Raw genomic sequence first — 23,308 nt, forward strand, 5'->3', positions numbered from 1 at the left:
CTAAGCGTGTCGATGATGGGCCGGGCCCTCGGGCGCCGGGGCGGCGGGGGCGCGGCGGGCCGCGGCTTGGGGTATCACCACCCGCTGGCCCTGCACCTCGGCCAACACCGCCTCGATGCCGTAGACCTCGCGGATGTGCTTGCCGGTGAGCTCCGGCGGGGTGAGCAGGGCGTGCACCTTGCCTTGCACCATGAGCACCAGGCGGTCCATGTAGCGCAGGGCCAGGTTGATGTCGTGCAGGCACACCGCCGCGCCCAGGCCTTGGCGGCGCACCGCGTGCACCAAGAGCTCCATGACCTCCAACTGGTTGCGCAGGTCCAGGTTGCTGGTGGGCTCGTCCAGGAGCAGCAGGTGCGGCTCCTGGGCCAGGGCCCGGGCGATGACCACCTTCTGGGCCTCGCCGCCGCTCAGGCTGGCCACGGGCCGGAGCGCCAGATCCTCCAGGCCCATCTGGGTGATCACACCGCTGACCACCTCCAGGTCGTGGGCCGTGGCGTTCCATTGGATATGGGGCTTGCGGCCCAGGAGCACCGCGTCGAACACGCTGAGCGGTTCGCGCTCCTGACTCTGGGCCACATAGCCGATGAGCCGGGCAATGGCCTGGCCGCCCAGCTTGGCCAGGTTTTGATCCTCCACCATGACCACCCCTTGGCTGGGGCGCAGGATGCGGTCCAGGCACTTGAGCAGGGTGGACTTGCCCGCGCCGTTGATGCCCAGGATGCCCACCGTCTCGCCGTGCAGGAGCGAAAGACTAAGGCCCCGGAGCACCTCGCGGCCGTTGTAGCCGAAGTGCAGGTCTCTGGCTTCCAGGGTCATCGCCGGTCCCCTTTCAGCAAGAGATAGAGGAATAGGGGCGCGCCCATGAAGGAGGTGAGCACCCCCACCGGCAGGCTGCCCGAGCCCACCAGCAAGCGCCCGATGGTGTCGGCCGCGATGAGCAGCAGGGCCCCCACCAGGCCCGAGCAGGGCACCAGAAGGCGGTGGTCCCCGCCCACCAGGCGGCGGCTGATGTGCGGGGCCAACAGGCCCAAAAAGGCGATGATGCCGTGGAAGGCGGTGGCCAGGGCCACCAGTAGCGAGGCCAGGAGCATGCCCACCAGCCTTAGGCTGGTGACGTTCACCCCCAGGCCCGAGGCGGTCTCCTCCCCGGCCAACAGGGCGTTCAGGTCCCAGCGGCGGCGCAGGAAATAGGCGCTGACCAGCAGGGTGGCCACCCCCAGCAGGCCGATCTCCTGCCAGTTGGAGCGGGCCACGTCGCCGAAGGTCCAGAACACCACCGTGGCGATCTCGGTCTCGGTGGCGAAGTATTGCACCAGGATGGTGCCGGACATGAACAGCGAGGACATGGCCACCCCGGCCAGGATGACCGACGAGGCGCTCATCTGGCGCATACGGGCCAGGAGCAGGATGACCCCGGTGGCCAGCATGGCCCCGGCAAAGGCCATGAGGGTGACCGCGTAGAGGCTGGAGAACATGAACATGCCGGTGTCCGCGGTGTAGAGCCCGGCGGTGGTCACCTCGCCCGCGCCCATGAACACGATGGCGAATGCCGCGCCGAACATGGCCCCGTGGCTCATGCCCAGGGTGAAGGGCGAGGCCAATGGGTTGCGCAGCAGGCTCTGGGTCATCAGGCCCGAGAGCCCCAGGCCCCAGCCGGTGACCAGGGCGGCGGTGATGCGCGGCAGGCGGATGTTCCACACCACCACGTCGGAAGCGCCCTCCCCCCGGCCCAGGAGGATCATCAGCACCTTGAAGGGCGAGAGATCGTAGGAGCCCACGGCCACCGCTTGCAGGCCCAACAGCAGCGTGACCGCGGCTAGGGCCGCCAGGAGCAGGTAGCGCCGCCGAAGGCCCGCGCCGTAGCGCTGGGTGAGGCCCGCGGCGGCGGTGGGGGGCAGGCTGGCGGGGTGGCTCTTCATGCTAGATGTTCTCTCTCCGCTTTTTGGCGCGGGCGAGGCGCCCGAGGGACGCCCCGCCCGTGGTCCTTAGAAGCTGAACTCCACGCCCAGCATCCCGTTGATGCCCGGCATGGGGTAGCCGGGCTTGTACTCGTAGTCCTGGTTGGTCAGGTTTTCGCCCGCAGCAAAGACCTTCATGTCCAGGCCCCACAGGGGGAACTCGTAGCTCAGCTTGGCGTTGAAGATCAGGTAGCCGTCCACCTGGTTGCGCGCCCCGGCGTAGCGGGTGTCGCTCACGTAGTAGTTGTCCACGTACATGGCGTCCACGCTGATCAGGAAGCCGGGGAAGAAGTTCCAGTTGGCCCCGGCCGAGCCGCTCCACTGCGGCGCGTAAGGGGTGTCCTCCGGGCTGCGGTCCATGTAGGTGCCGCCGATGAACAGCGACAGGTCGCGCATGGGGTCGAAGGTGAGGGTGGCCTCCACGCCCTGGTTGTCGAAGTCGCCGATGTTTTCCCAGTGGGGCGGGCCATAGACCAGCACCAGGCGGTCGCTGCCCTGGTCGCGGAAGTAGGTGAGGTCCGCCTTGATCCAGGAGGCGAAGCGGTGGGCCACGCCGATCTCGAAGTGGTTGAGCTCCTCGGGCTTGAGGTCCTCCCACAGGGTGTTGTGCCAGAACAGGTTAGACTGCTGCACCACGTAGACCCCGGGGTAGTTATAGGTGTGGGCGAAGTTGGCGTGCAGCTCGCTCTGCTTGTAGCGCAGAATGGCCCCGGCCTGGTAGCCGACCTCGTCGCTGAACTCGCTGTGGTTGAAGTAGCGCAGGCCGCCGGAGGGGATGAAGGTGAACTCGCCCAGCTTGAACTCCTGGCTTATGGCCGCGTAGGGCTGGGTGAGGCGGAAGGTCTCCTTTTGGCCGCCGTTCTGCTTGCCTGTGGCCCTGACGATGAGCACCTTGCCCGAGATGTAGTCCAAATCCAGGCCCAGGGTGAGGGCCCCGCCCTCCCACATGGTCAGGGTCTGGCGGGCCCGGGCCCCGTAGTTGCTGTAATCGGTGCGGGTGTCGCTGCCGTCGCTCTGGTCCTGCCAGTCCAGATGGCCGTCGTCCCAATAGCCCTTGATATAGCCGTAACCCCAGTCGTACTTGTTGTCCAGCTTGGCGATGGTCACGGTGTCGCGGGTCTTGAAGGTGCCGTCGCTCAGCTCGGGATGGCCTTCGGGGCCGGGGTCGTCGGACCAGTTGCTGGTGTGGTTTACCAGCAGGCTGAAGCGCAGATGGTCGTCAAAGCTGTAGCCGATGTTGCCGTAGTAGTTTTGCAGCGAGCCGCCGGAGTGGTCGCGCTGGCCGTCGCTGTAGCGGTAACTCTGCACCAGGTAGTAGTCGAAGCCCTCCACCTTGCCGCCGGTCTTGGCCACCTCCACCAGGGTGTTGAAGGAGCCGCCCGAAAGCTTGAACTTGCCGTCGAAGCCGTCGTCCTTCTGGTACTTGGGCACCAGGTTGATCACCGCGAAGGAGTTGTTGCCGAACAACACCGGCTGGGCGCCCTTGTACACCTCGATGGCCTGCACGTTGTCGATGGAGAGCATGTCCATCACCGAGTGGTTCCACACCCCCACCACCATGGGGATGCCGTCGATGGTGGTGACGATATCCTGGCCCGGCCGCCCGGTGCCCATGCCGCGCACGAACACCGCGCCGCCCGCGCCGCCGCCAAAGGAGCCCACCGGGTTGTGGCGGCTGATCACCACGCCCGGGGTGCGCCGCAGCGCCGAAGGCACGTCGCCCGCGTTCATGTCGTCGATCTGCTGCTCGCTGACCACCGTGATCTCGCTGCCCAGTTTGTTGACCTGGTTGCCCTCGATGATGGGTGAGGAGACCACCACCATCTCGCTCTTATGGGTCTTTTTCTCGTCCTTGTCTTTGTCCTGGGCCCAAGCCGGGCCGCTAGGGACCGCGATCAATATACAGAGCACCGTCAGGGCGCTCAGCCTCGCCATGAAGCCGGCCATTATCCTCTCCCCTCTCTTGGCTTATCCAGCGCGCCGTCTTCATGGTCAGCCTTGATCGCCGGGTACAAAAAAAGCCAGAAGGCGTTTTGGGAACTTGGTCTCCCCTGCCTTCTGGCCGGTGCTTCGCTAGGTTTTTCGGTCTGAAACGCCGCGCTTTCTAGCGCGAATTGAATAATCAGTATCACTGGCCGGGATATGTGTCAAGCAAGACCAGAAGGCACGGAGGGCCGATAATGGGCCGAGGCAAGAATCGCCTTCTACAATATGGTATTTCAAAATGAAAGGGGTACAATTCAAGGGCGCGGGAGCTTTTACCCGCCCACCCGCAACGAGGATTTGGCCATGACCACGCCCGCCCAGACCGCGCCCAGCCAGGGGATCACCGAGCTGATCCTGGACTCCATCACCGAGGGGGTCTTCACGGTTGACCCCGATATGCGCATCCTGAGCTTCAACCAGGCGGCCCAGAACATCACCGGCATCAGCGCCGATCAGGCCGTGGGCAAGAAGTGCCGCGAGATCTTGCGCGCGGGCATCTGCGGCACCGGCTGCCCTCTCAGGCAGTCCATGGCCACCGGCGAGCCGGGCCTGGAGGTGGACGTGGAGGTGACCGGGGCCGATGGCCGGCTGATCCCGGTGCGCATCCGCACGGCGGTTATGCGCGACGGCTCGGGCCGGGTCATGGGCGGGGTGGAGACCTTCCGCGACCTGAGCCAGGTGCATCATCTGCTCAAGCGCATCACCGAGGGCTACACCTTCTGCGACTTGAAGGGCAAGTCCGAGCCCATGCGCGCCCTGTTCCGGGTGTTGCCCGAGGCGGCCCGCTCCGGGGCCACGGTGCTCATCCGGGGCGAGAGCGGCACGGGCAAGGAGCTGGTGGCCCGCGCCCTGCACGATCTCTCCCCCCGCCACGAGGGGCCTTTCGTTGCCGTGAACTGCGCGGCCATCCCCGAGGCGCTCATGGAGAGCGAGCTCTTCGGCCACGTGCGGGGGGCCTTCACCGGGGCGGACCGCGAGCGCCAGGGCCGCCTGGCCGCCGCCCAGGGGGGCACCCTGTTCCTGGACGAGGTGGGCGATTTGCCCCTGGGCTTGCAGGTGAAGCTTCTCAGGGCCCTGGACAGCGGGGAGTATTCGCCCCTGGGCAGCAACCAGGCCCGCAAGGCCGACGCGCGGGTGGTGGCCGCCACCCACCGCGACCTGGAGGGCGAGATGGCCCGGGGGGCCTTTCGCCAGGACCTCTACTACCGCCTCAACGTGGTGGAGCTGAAGCTGCCGCCCCTGCGCGAGCGGCGCGAGGACATCCCCCTGTTGGCCGATCACTTTCTGGAGCGCCTGGCCGCCGAGCGGGGCGAGCCGGTGCGGCGCATCAGCCCCCAGGCCATGGCCCGGCTGATGGAGTATCCCTGGCCGGGCAACGTGCGCGAGCTGCAAAACGCCCTGGAGCACGCCCTGGTGCTGGCCCAGGGCCGGGCCCTGGAGGTGCGCCACCTCCCGGCGGGCCTGCAAAGCGCGGCCTCCGGGGGGGCGGGCGCGGCCGCGCCCCAGCTGAACCTGGAGCAGCGGGAGCGGGCGGCCATGGAGCAGGCCCTGGCCCTGAACAGCGGGCACCGGGGGCGCACCGCCGCGGCCCTGGGCATCTCGCCCACCACCCTGTGGCGCAAGATGAAGCGCTATGGCCTGTTGCCCTGAGGGTTGCCTTTTCATTTCAGATTGCAATTAACCCTTTCATTTTGCAATTAACCCACGCAAACCCCTTCCCTAGACTCTATTTGCCATAACTCCCTGATCCCGGACGCTTAGCCCACGAGCCCCGCTTTGGTACGGGACTTGTATATTAGGCGGCTGTCCGGGGTTTCGCGGTTTGGCCCCGGCCAAAAGCCTCCGTAGTAAACCGGTGGAGAGAACCCTTGACCGAAACCTTTTGATTCGCCTGTGCGAGCCCCGGGTCCCGGCGGAATCGGCCGCCGGGACCCAGCCGGGGCCTTTGGAGAGAGCAGCATGAACCAGGACATCCCCATGGCGCCGGGCCCCGGCGCACCCCAAGCCGACCCCCTGGACGAGCGCCTAAGCCATTCCCTGGCGGGCATCAAACACAAGCTCATCGTCATGAGCGGCAAGGGCGGGGTGGGCAAGTCCACCGTGGCCGCCCAGCTGGCCGTGGGCTTGGCCTCGCGGGGCAAGGCGGTGGGCCTGTTGGACGTGGACCTGCACGGGCCTTCCATCCCCCGCATGTTGGGGGTCATGGGCCACGCCAGCGTTAACGAGGCCGAGCAGCTCATCGCTCCGGTGGTGGTGGAGGACGGGCTCAAGGTGATGAGCGTGGAGTTGCTCATCCCCAACAAGGAGACCTCCATCATCTGGCGCGGCCCCATGAAGATCGGGGTGATCAAGCAGCTCATGGGCGACGTGAGCTGGGGCGGGTTGGACTATCTGATCATCGACGCCCCTCCGGGCACCGGCGACGAGCCGCTCACCGTGGCCCAGGAAGTGAAGGACGCCCGCGCGGTGATGGTGACCACGCCCCAGGAGATCGCCCTGGCCGACCTGCGCAAGTCCCTGGACTTCTGTGTGCAGGTGGAGATGCCCATGCTGGGCCTGGTGGAGAACATGGCCGGGCTCACCTGCCCCCACTGCGGCGGGGAGATCGACCTCCTGGGCCACGGCGGCGGCCAGGCCACGGCGGAGCGCTTCGGCATCAAGCTCCTGGCCAGTATGCCCTGGGATCCGGGGCTCCGGGCGGCGGCGGACGGTGGACGATTGATTCAGTACATGGCCCGCGAGGCCGGGGCGGACAACGCCTGGAACGGTCTGGTGGAGCGCGTGTTGGACGAGTTTGGCGAAAGGAGCCAAGGCTGATGGCCAAGATAGCGATTAGTAGTCAGGGCAAGAATCTGGAAAGCCAAGTGGACCCCCGTTTCGGGCGGGCCGCCTACTTCCTGGTGGTGGACGACAACGACGACGCCTTCGTGGTGCTGGACAACAGCACCTCGCGCGACATGTCCAGCGGGGCGGGCATCCAGGCCGCCGAGGCGGTGGCCCGCTCCGGGGCCAAGGTGGTGGTCAGCGGGCTGGTGGGCCCCAAGGCCATGCAAGCCTTGCAGGCGGTGGGCATCACCGTGGTGCAGGGCGCCGAGGGTAGCGTGGAGGAGGCCCTGTTGGCCTATCGCCAGGGCACCCTCAAGCCCGACGACCGGCCCATGGGCGGCGGGCGATGATCGTAGCCGTGGCCAGCGGCAAGGGGGGCACCGGCAAGACCACGGTCTCGGCCTCCCTGTGCTCGGTGTGGGACACGCCGGTGACCGCGGTGGACCTGGACGTGGAGGAGCCCAACCTGCACCTGTTTCTGTGCCCGGAGATTTCCGGTTCGGCCAAGGCGACCCTGGAGGTGCCGCGCCTGGACGAGGGACTCTGCGACGCCTGCGGCAAGTGCTCGGACGTGTGCCAGTTCAAGGCCATCAGCCTTTTCGGCGATGTGCTCCTGGCCTTTCCCGAGATGTGCCACGGTTGCGGGGCCTGTCTTGAGGTGTGCCCCCAGGGCGCCTTGAGTCCGGACCATCGCGAGCTGGGCGAGGTGCTTTGGGGCTCCTCCGGGGATATGGGCTTTGTCATGGGCCGCCTGCGGGTGGGGGAAGCCATGAGCCCTCCCCTGATGCGCGCGGTGAAAAAGCGCCTGGCCGAGCTGAACTCCCAGCGCCCCGGCGACGTGATCATCGACTGCCCGCCGGGAGTGAGCTGCCCGGCGGTGAACGCGGTGATGGACTCCGACGTGATCCTGTTGGTCAGCGAGCCCACCCCCTTCGGGCTCTACGACTTCACCCTGGCCTGGGAGGCCTTCGGGCCCCTGAACAAGCCCATGGGCGCGGTGATCAACCGGGCCGGGCTGGGCGACGGCAAACTGGCCGCCTTCTGCCGGGAAAAGGGCATCCCCATCCTGGCCGAGCTGCCTTTCAGCCGGGAGGTGGCCGAGAGTTATTCCCAAGGGCAGATCGTGGCCCAGGCCACCCCCGAGCTCAACCAGGCCTTCCGGGAGCTGGCCGCCAACACCCGTGAGCTGTATCTGGCCTCGCAAAGCAAGGAGGCGGCCCATGCCTGAGGTGCTGGTGATCAGCGGCAAGGGCGGCACGGGCAAGACCTCGCTGACCGGGGCCTTTGCCCAGCTGGCGACAAGCAAGGTGATCTGCGACCTGGACGTGGACGCCCCGGACCTGCATCTGCTGCTCCACCCCGAGGCCCTGGAGGAGCACGAGTTCCGCTCCGGCAACCAGGCAGAGATCGACCCCGAGCGCTGCGTGGCCTGCGGGCTCTGCGCGGAAAAATGCCGCTTCGACGCCATCCGCGAAGTGGACGGGGCTTTCGCGGTGGACCCGTTCAAGTGCGAAGGCTGCAAGCTCTGCGTGGTGCTCTGCCCCGAGCAGGCGGTGGATTTTCCCCAGCGCTACTGCGGTGACTGGCAGATATCGGGCACCCGGCTGGGGCCCATGGTGCACGCCCAGCTCTTTCCCGGCGAGGAGAACTCGGGCCGCCTGGTGGCCCTTCTCCGGGGCCGGGCCCGGGAGCTGGCCGATGAGCAGGGCCTGGAGCTGATCCTAAGCGACGGCCCTCCGGGCATCGGCTGCCCGGTGATCAGCTCCCTGTCGGGCACCGACCTGGCGGTGATCGTGACCGAGCCCACCCCCAGCGGCCGCCACGACCTGGAGCGGGTGGTGGAGCTGTGCACCCACTTCAAGGTGCCCGCCGGGGTGATCGTGAACAAGCATGACCTCAACGCCGAGCAGACCCGGGCCATAAGCGACTATTGTGCGCAGCAGGGCCTGGAGGTGCTGGCCCTTTTGCCCTACGACCCGGCCATGACCGAGGCCATGGTCAAGGGGCTGGTGATAACCGAGTACAGCGACAACGGCCTGGCCTCCGCCCTCAAGGAGGCCTGGCAACGCATTGCGGACAAGGCCGGCCTGGGCGCCTAAGCGCCCCACCGGCCGCGAGAAAGAACCAAACCATATGGAGACGACCACAATGAACGCTCTAATTGCCTTCCCCTCCAACGCCCCCGGCGGCATGGAGTCCTTCCTGGGCGCCCACTTCGGCCATTGCGACCTTTACACCCTGGTGGAGGTGAAGGACGGCGAGGTGGCGGGCCACAAGATCGTGCCCAACGTGCCCCACCAGCAGGGCGGCTGCATGGCCCCGGTGCACTATCTGGCCTCTCAGGGTGTGAAAGTCCTGGTGGCCGGCGGCATGGGCATGCGCCCCCTGATGGGCTTCAACCAGGTGGGCATCGAGGTCTACCAGGGCGGCCAGGGCACGGTGGGCGACGCGGTGCAGGCCCTGTTGCAGGGCAAGCTGCCCCGCTTCACCCAGGAGCAGACCTGCGGTGGAGGCGGCGGTCACTAATGAGCCAGGCCCGTAGCCACCTACCGTCCGGGCCTCTGGACATGCGCTTCTTGCGCCATGCCGAGGCTCCGGGCAACCAGGCCCGCCCCGCCGGGGCCACCGGCGAGGCCACGGAGACCGGCCAGTGCGGCGACTCGGTGGACGTGGTGCTAAGGGTGGAGGACGAGCGCATCGCCGAGATCGGGGTGGTGCCTCACGGCTGCCTCTACACCGTGGTCTGCGCCAGCGCCCTGGGCAAACTGGCCCAGGGCCTGGAGATCGACCAGGCCCTGAACCTGGGGCCCGAGGACGTGGAAAAGGAGTTGGGCGGTCTGCCCGAAGACCATCTGCACTGCGCCCGCCTGGTGGTAAACACCCTGGGTGAGGCTATTGCCGACCATTACCGCCGGGCCGGCACGGGCGCCCCGGCGGCCGCCCCCGGGAGTTGAGATGCCTTTATACGATGTAAGCTGCGCGGACTGCGGATTCAGCGGCGAAACCCTGGTGATGGACACCAGCCAACCCCTGAGTTGCCCCTCCTGCGGGAGCTCCCGGGTGGACAAGCTGATGTCCGCCCCCAGCTCCTTGTCCGGCGGGCGCGCCGAGCACCTGCCCGGCCAAGGCGACACCGCCTGCTGCGGCTCCACCCCGGGCCACGCCGGCTGCGCTGGCCCGGGGTCTTGCTGCGGCAAGGCATGATCCGGGGACGCTACCAAGGAGAGAAGCCATGCTGCGCATATTGTTGGTAACCCCCACTCCGGGCTCTTTGGCCACCCTATCGGCCGCCCTGTTGGCCGAGCCCGAGGTGACCGTGAGCTGGGAAACCACCGGCGAGGCCGCCCTGGAAAACGCCGCGGCCAAGGACTACGACCTGGTGGTGCTGGACGAGCAGGTCCGCGACATGAGCCCCTGGAGCTTCCTCAACCGGCTGGTGCTGGTCAACGCCTTCGTGAACACGGCGGTGGTGAGCCAGCGGGCCGAGGAGGATTTCCATGAGGTCTACGAAGGCCTGGGGGTATTGGCCCAGATGCCGCCCCAGCCCGGCCGGGCCGAGGCGGAAAAACTGATTAGCAAGCTGAAAGAAGTATCCGCCGCCGCCGGGTAGCCCGGCAGTTCCACCAGCGCCGGGCGTCCGGCAGCGCCAGCCACCGGCATACTGTGTTACTGGCTACGCTCGGGCCTTGACGTAGCTTCGGCTACGCCTGCGGTCCTCGCTTGCCAGACGCCTTGTCTGCCGGCGGCTGGCTGTGCCGGCAGTGACGCCTAAGCGAATTCTGCCGGTACAAGCGCCTTCATTAGACGCAGTGCCAGTATTCAAAATTTGCTGATTGCCACCCGCCCCCCGTGAAACTGTCGGGCTTAGGCGGCGGGCAGGCTCACCCGGAAAAGGCAGCCCTGGCCCGGAGCGCTCTCCAGGGTCAGGCTGCCGCCGTGGTTCTCCGCCACGCGCTTGACGATGGCCAGCCCCAGGCCGGTGCCGGTGATGTGGCGGTTGTCCGCGTTGCGCACCCTATAGAAGCGCTGGAACACCGCCTCCTGTTCCTCGGGCGCGATTCCCGGGCCGTTGTCGGCCACCTCCAAGACGATCTGGCCGCCCTCTCCGGTCAGGCTCAGCGATATCTCGCCGCCCTCCTGGGTGTACTTCACCGCGTTGCCCGCCAGGTTGAGCACCAGATCCAGTAGCTCCTCGGCCACGCCCATCACCGGGGGCAGGCCCTCGGCCAGCTCCACCTTGAGGCTCTGGTCCTTGGCCTCGGCCGGGCCGGCCACCACCTTGAGCGCATCTTCCACCACCCTGGCCAGGTCCACCCGGGTGCGCTCGCCCATGGCCCCGGCCTCGATCTTGGAAAGGTCCAACAGGTCGCGGCACAGGTCGGCCACGCCTTGCAAACGGGTGCGGGTGCGCTCCACTAGGGTGACCTGCTCCTGGTTCAGGGGCCCCAGCAGCTCCTGGCCCAGGTTCTGCAGCTGGCCCTGTACCGCGCCCAAGGGGCTCACGATGTCGTGGGCCACGGTGGTCACGAACTGGCTCTTGTACTGGTCCAGGCGGTGCCAGGCGGTCACGTCGTCGAACACCGCCACCGCGCCCATCACCGTGCCCCGGGCGTCGTGGAAGCAGGCGCAGCTCACCTGGAAATGCAGGGCGTCCTCGCCCTCTCCCAGGCCGACCACGCAGCTGGCCGGTTCGTGGCCCTGCTCGCCGCCTTCCAGCATAGTCCCCAGGCACCCGGCCACCATGGGCCAGGGCAGCACCTCGTTTAGGGTCCGGCCCAGCACCTGGTCCTCTTCAAGCCCCAGCAGGGCCAGCATGGCCGGGTTGGCCAAGGCCGCCTCGCCGCCGGAGTTGGCCACCAGCACCCCGTTGGTCATGGCGTGGATCAGGGCCCGGGTGCGGCTTTTCTCTATGGACATGTCCTGCAGGGTGACCGCCCGCTTGAGGGCGCGCTCCACCACCAGCTTGAGCTCGCGGGGCTTGAAGGGCTTGGCCAAGAAATCGTCGGCCCCGTGCTTCATGGCGTCCACGGCCCTGTCCAGGGTGGCGAAGCCGGTGATGACCACCGAGGTGAGGCCGGGATAGCGGCGGCGGGCCTGGTCCAGGAACTCCATGCCGTCCATCACCGGCATCATCAGGTCCACCAGCACCAGGTCCGGGGTGTGCTTGGCCACCATGTCCAGGCCCTGGCGGCCGTCCTCGGCCTCCAGCACCTCGTAGCCCGATTCGCCCAGCACCCGCTGGATGGCCTGGCGCACCCGCTGCTCGTCGTCCACCACCAATATGCGTCTGGCCGGCTGGCTCATCCTATCGTCTCTTCTTCCTCGCCCCATTGGATCTTGTTGGCGAAATCTTGCAGGGTCTTGGGGGCGGAGGCGGGCAGCTTGACCAGGAAGGTGGTTCCCTGGGGGCCGCTTTCCTTGACCGAGATATGCCCCTCATGGCGGGAGATGACCCCGAACACCACGCTGAGCCCCAGGCCAGTGCCCTTGCCGGGCTCCTTGGTGGTGAAGAAGGGATCGAAAACCTTGGCCAGGTGATCGGGGGGGATGCCGGGGCCGGTGTCGCTGATCTCGGCGCAGCGCATACCGTCTCCGTCCTCGTAGGTCCTCATAGTGATTTGTCCGCTGCCCTCCATGGCGTCCATGGCGTTGGATAGCAGGTTGATGAATACCTGGCGCAGCAGCTTGCGGTCGCCCTGGATGATCAGGGGCTCCGGCGCGAAATCGGTCTTCATCTCCACGTGCAGGCGCATGGAATCGGTGCGAATGAGGGAGAAAGCCTCCTCCACCACCTGGCTCAGGTCCAGGGTCTCCAGCTCGATGCTGCCCTGGCGGCTGTAGTCCAAAAGGTCGCGCACGATGTCGCGGCAACGGTCCACGTCCTCGGCGATGTAGGCCAGGTCCTGCTGGGAGGGATGGTCTTGGGGCAGGGCCTCGCGCACCAGATCGGTGTAGACGGTGATGCCGGTGAGCGGGTTGTTGAGCTCATGGGCCACGCCGGCGGCCATGCGCCCCAGAAGGGCCAGCTTGTCCGACTGCACCACCTGCATCCGGGCCGAGTTGAGGTGGCGCTCGATCTTCACCATTTCCCTGAGGTCGCTGATGATGCCTAGGGTGCCGATGGGCGTGCCGTGGCGGTGGATGAAGTTGAGGTTCACCTTAACCGGGATGATCTCGCCGTCCCTCTTGGTGACCTGGGTGCGCACCCCGCGCACCGGGCCGTTGCTGGCGTCCAGGATGGAGCGCAGGCGCTTGAGCTCCTCATGGGGGCTAAGCTCCCACAGGGTCTTGTCCAAGAGCTCCTCGGGCTCGTAGCCCAGCACCGGCTTGGCGTTGTGGTTCACGAACAGGATGCGGCCTTGCAGGTCGGCGGCTATCACCACCCCCAACATGCTGTTGAGCAGGCAGCTGAACAGCTCGTTGGTCTCGCTGAGGCTGTTCTCCAGGCGCTTGGCCTCGGAGATGTCGCGCACCGACTCGATGACCCCCATGAGGCGGCCGTTCTCGTCGGTGCAGGCGCTCAGGTGCACCTCCTCCACCACCAGCTTGCCCAGGCGGTCTTGGTACTGGTGGATGTTGAACAGGCCCTGGCGGCCCTCCAGCACCTGGGGAAAGCAGCACACCGAGGCCGGGCAGGGCTCGTCGCCCCGGTGGAAGACCTCGTAGCAGGGCCGGTCCAGCACCGCGTCGTCGGTGAGGCCGTAGCGCTCCAAAAAGCTGCGGCTGGCGGCCAGGACCTGCTTCTCCGGGCTCAGGAACAGGGTGGGGATGGGTAAAAAGTGGAACAACCGGCGAAAGGCCTCGTCCGGCAGATTGCTGGGCACCAGGACCGCGCTGGGCAACATCTCAGGCATTGCCGGCCTCCGGCGAGCTGAAATGGCGGCCCAGGCCGGCCAGGGCCCGCTCCGCCTCGGAGGCGGGCACCACCAGTTGCAGGGTGTGGGTGACCCCCAAGAGCAGGCAGGGCTCCACCCCGGCTTCTTCCAGGGCAGTGAGCGCCTGGCTGGCGATTCCCCAGCGGTCGCCGAAGTGGGGGCCTTGCAGGGCGATGAGGCTGACCTCTTGGGCCGGGCCGCAACGCCCGCCGGCCCTTTGGGTCAGCTCGGCCAGGGCCGGGGCCTGCTCCAGGGGCAGGCACACCCGCCAAGCCGCGCCCGGTTCGCCGCCCGGCGCGGCGCAGAGCTCCACGCCCAGAGAAGCGGGCGCCTCGGCCAGCTCGGCGGCCAAGGCCTCCAGGGAGGCGGCGGGGCAGTCCAGGCCCACCAGGGCCAGACCGCCGCGCGGACGCACCCCATAGGTCCTGATGGGGTGCTCCCGGTATACCGCCACGATTTCCAAGGTTCAGGACTCCCGCCGCGCGGCGCTTTGCACCACGGCGACTTGTTCCAGGGGGGGCGGGCCGCTCAGGCCCCAGGCCGGGCCCAGGGCCTCGATGGCCGGGGCCAGGTCCGCTGTGAGAAAGGCCAGGCTCAGCGCCGCCGGCGAGGTGCCCAGGGCCAGGGGGGTGATGCCCCGACCGGCCAAAACGGCCAGGGCCAGGGCGGGCAGGTGCAGGCCGCCTCCCAGGGGATAGGCCGTCAGGACGGCGGCGTCGGGACAGAGCGAGGGCTCGGGCAGGCGAAGCTCACGGCCCACCAGCTCGGCCACGCCGGCCGCCTGGGGGCAAACCTCGCGCTCCAGGGCCAGGGCGCCACGCACAACGCCCCCGGCCTCCGCAAGGAGCGCCATGGCCAGGTTCAGGCGCGATTCGCTTATGGTCTGGGCCAGGGCGGCGGCGCCGCCCCAGGTCCAGCCATCGATCGTCACCAGGCCCAGGCCGCGGCGCTGCCTCCAGCCGGAGACGCGGGGGCGGCTCATGCCATTTTTTCCATAAGGCCGAGGAGCGGCCTCAGAGGAGCTCCGCCACCAGCTCGGCCACCCGGTCCAGGTCCACCGGCTTGGCCACGTACTCGTCCGCTTCGTTGGTCATGCCGTCGCGGTGAGTGTAGGAGGTGGTGCTGACCGCCGAGCCCACCGCGGTGAGCAGGATCACCGGGATGTCTTTGTAGTCGGCGCTCTTCTTGAGCTCGTCACAGACCTGATAGCCGTCCTTCTTAGGCATCATCACGTCCAGCACCACCAAGTCGGGGCGGCGCTCCTTGACGCTGGCCAGGCCTTCTTCCCCATCGTAGGCCTTGCCCACCTCGTAGCCTTTGGCGCCGAGGTTGGTGGCGATGGCCTCCACCAGATCCAGGTCGTCATCGACCACCAGAACGTACTTACCGGCCATGTTGGCCTCCTCTTCTTTGCGGGCGCGGCTCTACGCGGGGCAGGCGCGCCGTCCGGTTATACTTGTGGCCTGGGCAGCAGACCGGCCCGCTCCACTATCTCGGGCACGCGATGCTCCCACTCAATGGCCATAAGGTGTATCCCTGCCACGCCGGGCATTTCCTTCAGCTGCTCGATCTGCTCGCAAAGCAGCTTGATGCCTTCCTCGGCCTGCTTTTCCTTGGGCTGGCCGGCGATGCGGTCCACCACCGCCTTGGGCACGTCCATGCCCGGCACCCGGTTGGCCATGTACTTGGCCATGCCCGCGCTCTTGAGCGGGGTGACCCCGGCCAACAGCTTGGTGTTTTCGGTCAGACCCATGTCGTGTGCCTGTCGCATGTACTCGGCGAAGCGCTCCATATTGTAAATGCACTGAGTCTGAATGAAATCGGCGCCGGCTGCAACCTTTTTACCCAAGCGGAGCACTCGGAGTTCAAAGGGATCGCCAAAGGGGTTGGCCGCCGCGCCCACGAACATCTTGGGCGGGGTGTCGATGTCGTCGCCGCCCAGGAACTTGCCCTCGTCGCGCATACGCTTGATCATGGCCAGCTGCTGGATGGAATCGATGTCGTGCACGTTGGCCGCTTGGGGATGGTCGCCGAAGGAAGGATGGTCGCCCGAGAGGCAGAGCATGGTGTTGATGCCCAGGGCGGCGGCGCCCAGGATGTCGGACTGCATGGCCAGGCGGTTGCGGTCGCGGCACACCATCTGATAGTTGGGCTCCAGGCCCATCTCCTTGATGGTGAGGCTCACGGCCCAGGAGGCCATGCGCACCACGGCGGTCTGGTTGTCGGTCACGTTGACCGCGTCGACCATGCCCACCAGGTGGGCGGCCTTTTCCTTGACCGCTTCCAGGTTGGCGCCCCGGGGCGGGCCCAGCTCTCCGGTTACCGCGAAGTGACCAGCGGCCAGGACCTTTTCCAGATTGCTGTCGCTTTTCATAGCGCCATATCCTCCCTGACGATCCGGCGCGGGCCGCCGTCGCGGGCGGTGCTCCAGTCCTTGGGCTCCATGAGCTTGCTATATAGCTCGGTCTGGCCCAGCTCCTTGAGCCGGTCCCAGATCAGCTGCCAGGCGCAGTCCACGTCCTTGCTGATCTCGCACTTGCCCTTGGTGGAGCCGCCGCAGGGTCCGTTGAAGATGCGCTTGGAGCAACGGGCCACCGGGCAAATGCCCCCAGTGTAACCCAACACGCAGTCTCCGCAACCGGCGCAACGCTCGGCCCACACGCCGTTGGCCTCGCTGGCGCCCATGAACTCGGTGTTGACCATGGGCATCACCGGCAGGGCGGGATAGCGCTCGGCAATGGTCTGCACTCCACAGCCGCAGGCCATGGAACAGACCGCATCGTACTGGTCCACGGTGCGGGCCAGCTCTTCCACGTATTCGGGGTCGCACTGGCGCTCCAGAGTGAGCTCCTCCACCTCGAGGGGCTGGCCCTTTTGCAGGCGGCCCAGGCGAAGGGCCGCGCCGAGCAAGGCCACTTCTTTGCGGCCTCCGGCGTGACACACGGTCACGCACTCGTTGCAACCAAGCAAGAGTATCTTTCTGAAGGGCTCCACGGATTTGAGGATCTCCTCCATGGGCTTGCGTGTGGCGGTGATCATAGCTTTTCCCTTCAGGCCGCCTGGGCGGCGGGTTTGATGGGGTTGGGGCCCATCTCGCGGATGGTCTCGGCAAAGTCGCGGGCGGTCTCGGCGAACACGGCGCCTTGGCCGGCGCTCATGCGAACCATCTCCACCCGGCCCGCGCCGATATTGATGTCGTCCAGCAGCCGCTTGAGGGCCTTGACCCTGGCCGCGGCGCGCAGGTTTCCGTTCTTGAAGTGGCAGTCGCCTTCCAGGCAACCCGCCACCATCACGCCGTCGGCGCCCTTTTCCAGGGCGCGCAACACGTGCAGCGAGTCCACCTTGCCCGTGCAGGGCACGCGCACGATGCGCACCCCGGCGGGGTATTCCAGGTTCATGCGCCCGGCCACGTCGGCCGCGGTGTAGGCGCAGTAGTCACAGGCGAAGACCACTACCACCGGCTCGAAGTCGCTCATTACAGAATTCCTTCCAGCAGGGCGTCGGTGCGGCTGAGCATACGATCATCCTCGTAGCCCTGCAGTTGGATTGCCTGGGCCGGGCACTCGGCGGCGCAAACCCCGCAGCCCAGACACTGGGCGGGGTCGATCTCCGAGTAACCGTCGGCGTTGATGAATGGGATGGAGTAGGGGCAAGTGCGCACGCAGATGAGGCACGCGGCGCAGCGCTCGGGCATCACCTTGGCCACCGGGTTGTCCAGGACCAGGCTGAGCTGGCTGGCCAGGGTGAGCGCGCGGCCCGCCGCGGCCAGGCCCTGGGTGCGCGCCTCGGCCAGGGAGGCCGGGGCCAACACCGAACCGGCCGCGAACACGCCGGGGGCCGGGGTGTCCACCGGCTTGACCTTGGGATGCTCCTCCAGGAGGAAGCCGCCGGGGCCCTGTTGCAGGCGGAAGATGTCGCAAAGCTCCTCGGTGTTTTCGTCCGCGGCCAGCTGGGGTGTGCTGAGCACCAGGGCGCTGGGCTCCACCGCCAGGGGCTGGCCCAGGATGGGATCGGTGAACACCACCTCCAGGTTGCCGCCTTCCTGGCTGACCTGGGGCGGGTTGGCCGGATCGTAGCGCACGAAGAGCACGCCGGCCTCGCGGGCCTGGCGATAGGACAGCTCGGCCATGAAGGGCATGCGCATGTCGCGGTAGAGCACGAACACCTGGGCGTCGGGCTTTTGCTCCTTGATCCACAGGGCGTTCTTGATGGCGCTGCGGCAGCAGATGCGCCCGCAGGTCGGGTTCTGCTCGTTGCGGCTGCCCACGCACTGGATCATCACCACGGTGTCCAGCAGGTCGTCGCCGGCCTCGCCCTTGCCCAGGCGCTGCTCCATCTCCAGCTGGGTCATCACCCGGGAGTCGGTGCCGTAGAGGAACTCGCTGGGCTCGTAGCGCTTGGCGCCGGTGGCCAGAATGGTCACGCCGTGGGCGATCTGGCGGTAGTACATGCCCGGGCCGCTCTGCACGCCGGTCATGAAGTTGCCCACCTGGCCCTGATGGTCCACCACCAGGGTGTCGGTGAGAACCTCGATGTTCTCGGCGGCCTCGACCTGGGCCATCATCTCCTTGAGCTCGTCGGCCACGGGGCGGCCTTCCAGGGTGCGGAAGAGCTCCTTGGCCAGGCCGCCCAGCTGACGGCCCCGCTCCACCAGGTAGACCTTGATGCCCTGGGCGGCCAGGCTGAGCGCGGCGCTCATGCCGGCCACGCCGCCGCCCACCACCAGGGCGTCGGGGTTGAAGGGCAGCTTCACCGCGTGCATGGGCTGGGCCCGGCGCACGCCGGCCACGGCCATGCGCACCAGGGCGACGGCCTTGTCGGTGGCTGTGGTGCGGTCGTGGCGGTGGACCAGGGCGTCCTGGTCGCGGATGTTGGCCATCTCCAGCATGGCGCGGTTGAGCCCCGCGCGGCGCACCGCCTCGGCGAAGAGGTTGCCGTGGGTGCGGGGGCTATAGCCCGCCACCACCACGCGGTTGAGGTCGTGCTCGGCAATGGCCTCCACCAGCTTGTCCAGGCCGCGGGCGCCGTGGGCCAGCTCCAACTGGGTGCCGTAGACCACGCCGTCCCACTTGGAGGTGGCGGCCAGGACGGCATCCATGTCCACCGATTCCTTGACCACGTTGCCCCAGTCGGTGAGGAACACGCCGATGCGCGGCTCCTGGCCGGTGACCTTTTTCTCCAGGGGCAGGTCCTCGCTGGAGACCAGGCCGCGGGGCGGGGCCAGCACGGAGCTGGCCAGGCCGGTGGCGGCCGAGGCCGAGACCAGGGAGCTGGGGATGTCCTGCGGGCCCAGGGCCATGCCGCAGGCGTACACGCCGGGGCGCGAGGTGCTCACCGGCGCGAAGTCCGGGGCGGCCACGAATTTTTCGGGGGTCAGCTCGATGCCCAAGACCGCCGCCTGCTCGGCCGCGTCGTTGGGCGCGCAGAAGCCGGTGGCCAACACGATGATGTCCAGGTGGGCCTCTTGCAGGTTGCCCGCGTCGTCCAGGTGGCTCAGCACCAGGTCGCCGCTTTGCTCGTTGCGCTCCACGGTGTGGGGCATACAGCGGGTGAACTTGACTCCCAGCTCGTTCTTGGCGCGCTGGTAGTAGAGCTCGTAGTCCTTGCCCATGGGCCGCATGTCCATGAAGAACACGTTGGCCTCGATGTCGCGGTCAAAGTGCTCCAGGGCCCAGATGGCCTCCTTCATGGAGATCATGCAGCAGATGGAGGAGCAGTAGGCGTTGCCGCCGGGCTTGGTGGTGCGGCTGCCCGCGCACTGGATCCAGCCGATGCGGGTGGGCCGCCGGCCGTCGCTGGGGCGCTGGAAGGCGCCGCCGGTGGGCCCGGCCGCGCTCATGAGCTGCTCGAACTCCAGGCTGGTGATCACGTCCGGGAAGCGGTGGTAGCCGTACCACTCTTCCATGGGCGTGGGGTCCCAGACCTTGGCCCCGCTGGCCAGGATCACCGAGCCCACCTCCAGCTGCTGGGAGCTGCCCTGCATCTCCAGGTCGATGGCGTCGGGATGGCAGACCTTGAGGCACTCGCCGCACTTGGTGCACTTGTCCATGTCGATGGAGAAGGCTTGCGGCGTGGCTTGGGGGTAGCGCAGGCAAGTGGGGCTGTTGGTGTCCAGCCCGGGAGTGAACACCACCGCGCCCTCCGGGCAGGCGGCCAGGCAGGCGCCGCAGGCGTTGCAGCGGTCGGTGTCGATGAAGCGGGGCTTGGTCTCGATGGTGGCCGTGAACTCGCCGGCCGAGCCCTGGAGCTCGCTCAGGCGGCTCATGGGCAGGGTGCTCACCCGCTGCAAGCCTCCGTTGCCGCCCCCTTCGGGCATCAGGTAACAGATGTTGCAGTCGTTGGTGGGGAACTGGCGGTCCAAAAGCGGCAAGAAGCCGCCCGGGGCCGGCTTCTCTTCGACGATGTACACCTGGCGTCCGGCCTCGGCCAGATCCAGCGAGGCTTTTATTCCGGCGATACCGCCGCCAAGCACTAGTACAGCGTTGCTGGTGCGAGGGGAGTCGTTTTTAAGCATTGTATCAGGGCCTTTCCGGCAAGGATGGGCGTTGGCGGGTAGCCCGCGCCTTACCGAGTTGCCAAATCAAGGATGTCAGGGAGGCGGTCTTCCCACCCGGCGGTGACGATGAGGGCTCCCTGGCAGTGCTCCTTGAGCCCCTGGATCGTCTCGGCCGCGATCTTCACGGCCTCGGCGGGCCGGTCGCTGGCCCCCCGAATGCGCCGGATGGTTTCTTCGCCCACTTTAACGCCGGGCATGTTCTCGTTGAGGTAACGAGCCATGCCCACGGATTTCAGAAGCAGCACGCTGGCCATGACCACCGCGCCGGAGTCGCCCAGCTCGCCCATGAAGACCGCGAAGTCCTCCAGGGAGAACACGGGGGGCGCGATGAGGAAGCTGGCCCCCATCTCCACCGCTTGGCGCGCCTCGGCGGCGCGGGCCGCGGCCGAGGCCTGGTCGGTCCAGGGGCCGATGGCCGCGCCCAACACGAAGCTGGGCGTGCCTTGCAGCTCGCGGCCGCCCATGTCGCGTCCCTGGCCGAGGCCGCCTGCGGCCTCCAGGAACTGGGCCGGGGTAAGATCCTGCACCGCCTTGGCGCCGGGCTGGTCGCCCAGCTCCAGGGCCTCGCCCTCGGTGGCCATCACGTTGGGCATTCCCAACACGTGGGCGGCCAGAAGGTCGCCCTGCAGGGCCAGGCGGTTGCGGTCGCGGCAGGAGAAGGAGAGGATGGTCTCCAAGCCGAGGTCCTTGAGGATGAGCGCGCCGGCCAATGCGGACAGACGCATGACGGCATGACTCAGGTCCGGCACCAGAACGGCATCCACTCTGCCCTTCAGGCGATCGGCATTGTTAACGAAAGCGGAGAGGTCCACCCCCTTGGGGGTCTCCATCTCAGCTAAGTAACAGAAGTCTTTGCTCTTCAGCTTCTTCGCAAAGGCCATATGCTTTCCTTCCTGTTGGGCCGGCGGGCAGGCCGACCTGTAGCCTTCCACTAAACCACATTTAAAACAGTATTTTAATAACCTTTTAACCAGTCGAAATTATATATTATTCATTACGTAGGCATTAAATTACCTACATAAGGTTTACCTAACTTTAATCCTTGGCTTTCCATATACCCAAACCCGACCCGGCGCAAGCACAATTTGTGATTTTTCTTACAAACACAAACCGTTTTCCTATGAATTAATGTTCAGACAATCGCCCGCTTCGGCCCGGGCAAAACGCAACGAAACTTAATCTCAAAAATCAGAAAACCAAAAGGCCTCCAACTGAGGCGAATTGCACTGCACCGTCTTCATGGGGCCCGGATGCGGTTGTTTGCCCCGGAGCGCGCCAAAACGCCACATGCCCAGGCAAGCCACCGAATACACACGCCAATTAGGACCGTGCCCTGCGTGGGGCCTTTGCCAACGCTGTCTTTTGCTCATAATCGCACAGTAAGCACGAAGGCGCCAGAATTAATTTAGCATGTATAATTAATGCGTTACGCCATAAAAAATTACCTTGGCACGCCTCCTGCTCTATACAGCGGCAAGATTGAACCAAATGCGCCGGGACGGCGGGGAGGCGGAAAATGGCCAAGGTAGTGAACATCAAGAAGTCCAAGCTGCCCATGGTGTTCAACATGAGCGACCAGGAGTGCCTGTGGTCCAAGGCCGGGGTGACCGCGCCCCGTATGTGCCACAACGCCTTTGACTGCATGAGCTGCTCGTTCGACAAGTCCATGCAGCGCAAGAAGAGCATGGGCAGGGTGGCCGCAGGGCTGGACGAGCTGCCCGGCGAGGAGCACTGGACCCGCGAGAACTGGGTGCACACCCCGCCCGAGGAGCGCTACTGCCGCCACATGCTCACCGGCCGGGTTTCCAGCAAGCTGTGCATCAACGCCTACAACTGCGCCAGCTGCCACTATGACCAGATGCTCGACGAGCAGCTCTTGTCCGAGGCGGCGGACAAGCCCCGCCTGGCCGAGGCGGCCGGCTTCGAGCTGCCCCCCAGCTACTACTTCCACGACGGCCACACCTGGGCCCGGGTGGAGTACGGCGGCCGCATCCGGGTGGGGGTGGACGACCTGACCGCCCGCCTGTTCGGCCCGGCCGACGAGTACCGCCTGCCCGAGCTGGGCATGGCCGCCCGGGGCGGGGGCCTGGAGCTGGGCTTCTCGCGCTCGGGCCACGCGGCCCGCGCCGCCTGCCCGGTGGAGGGCGTGGTGGTGGCGCGCAACCCCGAGGTGCTCAAGCACCCCGAGGCGGTCAACCGCTACCCCTACGAGGAGGGCTGGCTGCTCCTGCTGGAGCCCACCCGCATGCAGCGGGACCTCAAGGGCCTGCACACCGGCGAGGAAAGCGTGCACTGGATGGAGGCCGAGGCTCAGCGCCTCTCGGACGTGATCACCGCCGAGACCGGCCAACGCCTGGCCGCCACCGGCGGCCGGGTGGTGGAGGACGTATTCGGCGCGGTGAGCCACCTGGACTGGGACGCGCTGGTGGACGGGTTCCTCAAGAAGTAATAGATGCGGGCGCCCCTGGCGGGCGCCTGCCCAACTAGCCGATGAGGGCCAGGCGCTTGCGGGCGGCCTGGCCCCGGCACGTGGGGCACAGGGAAAGCTCCAGGCGGTCCAGCTTGTCCAGACCGGCCGAGAAGTTCATCAGACAGCGGGGCGCGCGGCAGTGGGTGAGGCCCAGGAGGTGGGCGGACTCGTGCAGGGCCACCTTGGCCGCCCGCTCCAGGAGCAGGGCGCGGGGCACGGGCTGGCTCCCCTCCCCTTGCCCCAGGCGGTGCAGGGAGACCACCGCGGCCCGGCCCTCCAGCTGGGCCTCGCCGAAAACGTGGCTGAGAAAGGGCAAGCAGAGGTCATGGCGGGTGAGCCCCAGGCACAGGGGGGGCGGCGTGGGCCGCTGGGCCAGCTCTTGCAGGATCAGGCTTGCGTCGTACTGCCCCCGGGCCGGGACCAGGGCGTGCTCCGGCTCGGGCGCGGGGGGGGCCAGGTCGGCGTCGAGCCCCAGGATGGCCTGGAGGTTGGCCGCCACCACCGCCGCCGCGGTCTGGTTGACCGCGCCCAGGGGCACCACCTCCACCAAAGCGCCGGGCGGGGCGGGGGGGACCATGCCGTGATCAGCATCCATCATCTATAGGTGCCACCGCCAAGCCGGTTTGGCAAGGGCCGG

At 67.2% G+C, this 23,308-nt stretch carries 24 protein-coding genes; 10 read left to right on the forward strand and 14 right to left on the reverse strand.

Going from position 1 to position 23,308, the window contains the following annotated elements:
* The 3 genes from KQH53_00080 to KQH53_00090 form a co-directional block, all read right to left on the reverse strand.
* Positions 1-816 carry an ABC transporter ATP-binding protein gene (locus KQH53_00080; protein ID MCB2225043.1) on the reverse strand — a complete coding sequence of 272 codons (816 nt, stop codon included), beginning with the start codon at positions 814-816 and terminating at the stop codon, positions 1-3.
* Complete coding sequence (locus KQH53_00085) at positions 813-1,919, reverse strand: iron ABC transporter permease (GenBank protein ID MCB2225044.1); 1,107 nt, start codon at positions 1,917-1,919, stop codon at positions 813-815. Before KQH53_00085 ends, KQH53_00080 begins: the two co-directional genes overlap by 4 nt.
* A 66-nt stretch (positions 1,920-1,985) precedes the next feature.
* Positions 1,986-3,905: a TonB-dependent receptor plug domain-containing protein gene (locus KQH53_00090; protein MCB2225045.1), complete on the reverse strand. Its 1,920-nt coding sequence runs from the start codon at positions 3,903-3,905 to the stop codon at positions 1,986-1,988.
* A gap of 342 nt (positions 3,906-4,247) precedes the next feature.
* Here KQH53_00090 and KQH53_00095 point away from each other — a divergent pair, with 342 nt between their 5' ends.
* The 9 genes from KQH53_00095 to KQH53_00135 all read left to right on the forward strand — a co-directional run bounded on the left by KQH53_00095 (position 4,248) and on the right by KQH53_00135 (position 10,380).
* Positions 4,248-5,594 carry a sigma 54-interacting transcriptional regulator gene (locus KQH53_00095; GenBank protein ID MCB2225046.1) on the forward strand — a complete coding sequence of 449 codons (1,347 nt, stop codon included), beginning with the start codon at positions 4,248-4,250 and terminating at the stop codon, positions 5,592-5,594.
* Between the two features lie 309 nt (positions 5,595-5,903).
* Positions 5,904-6,761 carry an Mrp/NBP35 family ATP-binding protein gene (locus KQH53_00100; GenBank protein MCB2225047.1) on the forward strand — a complete coding sequence of 286 codons (858 nt, stop codon included), beginning with the start codon at positions 5,904-5,906 and terminating at the stop codon, positions 6,759-6,761.
* Positions 6,761-7,120 (forward strand): NifB/NifX family molybdenum-iron cluster-binding protein, encoded by a 360-nt coding sequence (locus tag KQH53_00105; GenBank protein MCB2225048.1) that lies wholly within the window; start codon positions 6,761-6,763, stop codon positions 7,118-7,120. The genes KQH53_00100 and KQH53_00105 overlap by 1 nt, the downstream gene beginning before the upstream one ends.
* The gene (locus KQH53_00110) at positions 7,117-7,998 is read left to right on the forward strand and encodes an ATP-binding protein (protein MCB2225049.1); all 882 of its coding nucleotides are present in this window, start codon (positions 7,117-7,119) and stop codon (positions 7,996-7,998) included. The genes KQH53_00105 and KQH53_00110 overlap by 4 nt, the downstream gene beginning before the upstream one ends.
* The gene (locus KQH53_00115) at positions 7,991-8,869 is read left to right on the forward strand and encodes an ATP-binding protein (protein ID MCB2225050.1); all 879 of its coding nucleotides are present in this window, start codon (positions 7,991-7,993) and stop codon (positions 8,867-8,869) included. Before KQH53_00110 ends, KQH53_00115 begins: the two co-directional genes overlap by 8 nt.
* Positions 8,870-8,918: 49 nt before the next feature.
* Complete coding sequence (locus KQH53_00120; GenBank protein MCB2225051.1) at positions 8,919-9,296, forward strand: dinitrogenase iron-molybdenum cofactor biosynthesis protein; 378 nt, start codon at positions 8,919-8,921, stop codon at positions 9,294-9,296.
* On the forward strand, positions 9,296-9,724 hold the full coding sequence (locus KQH53_00125) for an iron-sulfur cluster assembly scaffold protein (protein MCB2225052.1): 429 nt from the start codon (positions 9,296-9,298) through the stop codon (positions 9,722-9,724). Before KQH53_00120 ends, KQH53_00125 begins: the two co-directional genes overlap by 1 nt.
* Before the next feature lies 1 nt (position 9,725).
* Complete coding sequence (locus KQH53_00130) at positions 9,726-9,974, forward strand: zinc ribbon domain-containing protein (protein MCB2225053.1); 249 nt, start codon at positions 9,726-9,728, stop codon at positions 9,972-9,974.
* 28 nt (positions 9,975-10,002) lie between these two features.
* On the forward strand, positions 10,003-10,380 hold the full coding sequence (locus KQH53_00135) for a hypothetical protein (GenBank protein MCB2225054.1): 378 nt from the start codon (positions 10,003-10,005) through the stop codon (positions 10,378-10,380).
* Between the two features lie 254 nt (positions 10,381-10,634).
* Here the strand turns inward: KQH53_00135 and KQH53_00140 are convergent, their stop codons facing one another.
* The 10 genes from KQH53_00140 to KQH53_00185 all read right to left on the reverse strand — a co-directional run bounded on the left by KQH53_00140 (position 10,635) and on the right by KQH53_00185 (position 21,082).
* Positions 10,635-12,074, reverse strand: coding sequence for a response regulator (locus KQH53_00140; protein ID MCB2225055.1), 1,440 nt, complete (start codon positions 12,072-12,074; stop codon positions 10,635-10,637).
* Positions 12,071-13,624, reverse strand: a complete 1,554-nt coding sequence (locus KQH53_00145) for a PAS domain S-box protein (protein ID MCB2225056.1) — start codon at positions 13,622-13,624, stop codon at positions 12,071-12,073. The genes KQH53_00140 and KQH53_00145 overlap by 4 nt, the downstream gene beginning before the upstream one ends.
* A complete protein-coding gene (locus KQH53_00150) occupies positions 13,617-14,108 on the reverse strand; it encodes a hypothetical protein (protein MCB2225057.1) in 492 nt (163 codons plus the stop codon). Before KQH53_00150 ends, KQH53_00145 begins: the two co-directional genes overlap by 8 nt.
* Before the next feature lie 3 nt (positions 14,109-14,111).
* A complete protein-coding gene (locus KQH53_00155) occupies positions 14,112-14,627 on the reverse strand; it encodes a hypothetical protein (protein ID MCB2225058.1) in 516 nt (171 codons plus the stop codon).
* 31 nt (positions 14,628-14,658) lie between these two features.
* The gene (locus KQH53_00160) at positions 14,659-15,039 is read right to left on the reverse strand and encodes a response regulator (protein MCB2225059.1); all 381 of its coding nucleotides are present in this window, start codon (positions 15,037-15,039) and stop codon (positions 14,659-14,661) included.
* Positions 15,040-15,095: 56 nt separating this feature from the next.
* Positions 15,096-16,019, reverse strand: a complete 924-nt coding sequence (locus KQH53_00165; GenBank protein ID MCB2225060.1) for a methylenetetrahydrofolate reductase — start codon at positions 16,017-16,019, stop codon at positions 15,096-15,098.
* Positions 16,016-16,684, reverse strand: coding sequence for a methylenetetrahydrofolate reductase C-terminal domain-containing protein (locus KQH53_00170; GenBank protein ID MCB2225061.1), 669 nt, complete (start codon positions 16,682-16,684; stop codon positions 16,016-16,018). Before KQH53_00170 ends, KQH53_00165 begins: the two co-directional genes overlap by 4 nt.
* An 11-nt stretch (positions 16,685-16,695) precedes the next feature.
* Positions 16,696-17,121 (reverse strand): hydrogenase iron-sulfur subunit, encoded by a 426-nt coding sequence (locus KQH53_00175; GenBank protein MCB2225062.1) that lies wholly within the window; start codon positions 17,119-17,121, stop codon positions 16,696-16,698.
* The gene (locus KQH53_00180) at positions 17,121-20,117 is read right to left on the reverse strand and encodes an FAD-dependent oxidoreductase (GenBank protein MCB2225063.1); all 2,997 of its coding nucleotides are present in this window, start codon (positions 20,115-20,117) and stop codon (positions 17,121-17,123) included. Before KQH53_00180 ends, KQH53_00175 begins: the two co-directional genes overlap by 1 nt.
* A 92-nt stretch (positions 20,118-20,209) precedes the next feature.
* On the reverse strand, positions 20,210-21,082 hold the full coding sequence (locus KQH53_00185) for a methylenetetrahydrofolate reductase (protein MCB2225064.1): 873 nt from the start codon (positions 21,080-21,082) through the stop codon (positions 20,210-20,212).
* Between the two features lie 635 nt (positions 21,083-21,717).
* Here KQH53_00185 and KQH53_00190 point away from each other — a divergent pair.
* Positions 21,718-22,650, forward strand: coding sequence for a hypothetical protein (locus tag KQH53_00190; protein ID MCB2225065.1), 933 nt, complete (start codon positions 21,718-21,720; stop codon positions 22,648-22,650).
* Between the two features lie 34 nt (positions 22,651-22,684).
* Here the strand turns inward: KQH53_00190 and KQH53_00195 are convergent, their stop codons facing one another.
* Positions 22,685-23,269 (reverse strand): archaemetzincin, encoded by a 585-nt coding sequence (locus KQH53_00195; protein MCB2225066.1) that lies wholly within the window; start codon positions 23,267-23,269, stop codon positions 22,685-22,687.
* Positions 23,270-23,308 lie beyond the last annotated feature (39 nt).

Source organism: Desulfarculaceae bacterium, from assembly GCA_020444545.1.
GTDB lineage: Bacteria > Desulfobacterota > Desulfarculia > Desulfarculales > Desulfarculaceae > Desulfoferula.

Excerpts from the sequence above, each read along its gene's own strand:
- KQH53_00080 (MCB2225043.1), bottom strand. The coding sequence starts at position 816 with ATGACCCTGGAAGCCAGAGACCTGCACTTCGGCTACAACGGCCGCGAG.
- KQH53_00085 (MCB2225044.1), bottom strand. The coding sequence starts at position 1,919 with ATGAAGAGCCACCCCGCCAGCCTGCCCCCCACCGCCGCCGCGGGCCTC.
- KQH53_00090 (MCB2225045.1), bottom strand. The coding sequence starts at position 3,905 with ATGGCCGGCTTCATGGCGAGGCTGAGCGCCCTGACGGTGCTCTGTATA.
- KQH53_00095 (MCB2225046.1), top strand. The coding sequence starts at position 4,248 with ATGACCACGCCCGCCCAGACCGCGCCCAGCCAGGGGATCACCGAGCTG.
- KQH53_00100 (MCB2225047.1), top strand. The coding sequence starts at position 5,904 with ATGAACCAGGACATCCCCATGGCGCCGGGCCCCGGCGCACCCCAAGCC.
- KQH53_00105 (MCB2225048.1), top strand. The coding sequence starts at position 6,761 with ATGGCCAAGATAGCGATTAGTAGTCAGGGCAAGAATCTGGAAAGCCAA.
- KQH53_00110 (MCB2225049.1), top strand. The coding sequence starts at position 7,117 with ATGATCGTAGCCGTGGCCAGCGGCAAGGGGGGCACCGGCAAGACCACG.
- KQH53_00115 (MCB2225050.1), top strand. The coding sequence starts at position 7,991 with ATGCCTGAGGTGCTGGTGATCAGCGGCAAGGGCGGCACGGGCAAGACC.
- KQH53_00120 (MCB2225051.1), top strand. The coding sequence starts at position 8,919 with ATGAACGCTCTAATTGCCTTCCCCTCCAACGCCCCCGGCGGCATGGAG.
- KQH53_00125 (MCB2225052.1), top strand. The coding sequence starts at position 9,296 with ATGAGCCAGGCCCGTAGCCACCTACCGTCCGGGCCTCTGGACATGCGC.
- KQH53_00130 (MCB2225053.1), top strand. The coding sequence starts at position 9,726 with ATGCCTTTATACGATGTAAGCTGCGCGGACTGCGGATTCAGCGGCGAA.
- KQH53_00135 (MCB2225054.1), top strand. The coding sequence starts at position 10,003 with ATGCTGCGCATATTGTTGGTAACCCCCACTCCGGGCTCTTTGGCCACC.
- KQH53_00140 (MCB2225055.1), bottom strand. The coding sequence starts at position 12,074 with ATGAGCCAGCCGGCCAGACGCATATTGGTGGTGGACGACGAGCAGCGG.
- KQH53_00145 (MCB2225056.1), bottom strand. The coding sequence starts at position 13,624 with ATGCCTGAGATGTTGCCCAGCGCGGTCCTGGTGCCCAGCAATCTGCCG.
- KQH53_00155 (MCB2225058.1), bottom strand. The coding sequence starts at position 14,627 with ATGAGCCGCCCCCGCGTCTCCGGCTGGAGGCAGCGCCGCGGCCTGGGC.
- KQH53_00160 (MCB2225059.1), bottom strand. The coding sequence starts at position 15,039 with ATGGCCGGTAAGTACGTTCTGGTGGTCGATGACGACCTGGATCTGGTG.
- KQH53_00165 (MCB2225060.1), bottom strand. The coding sequence starts at position 16,019 with ATGAAAAGCGACAGCAATCTGGAAAAGGTCCTGGCCGCTGGTCACTTC.
- KQH53_00170 (MCB2225061.1), bottom strand. The coding sequence starts at position 16,684 with ATGATCACCGCCACACGCAAGCCCATGGAGGAGATCCTCAAATCCGTG.
- KQH53_00175 (MCB2225062.1), bottom strand. The coding sequence starts at position 17,121 with ATGAGCGACTTCGAGCCGGTGGTAGTGGTCTTCGCCTGTGACTACTGC.
- KQH53_00185 (MCB2225064.1), bottom strand. The coding sequence starts at position 21,082 with ATGGCCTTTGCGAAGAAGCTGAAGAGCAAAGACTTCTGTTACTTAGCT.
- KQH53_00190 (MCB2225065.1), top strand. The coding sequence starts at position 21,718 with ATGGCCAAGGTAGTGAACATCAAGAAGTCCAAGCTGCCCATGGTGTTC.
- KQH53_00195 (MCB2225066.1), bottom strand. The coding sequence starts at position 23,269 with ATGATGGATGCTGATCACGGCATGGTCCCCCCCGCCCCGCCCGGCGCT.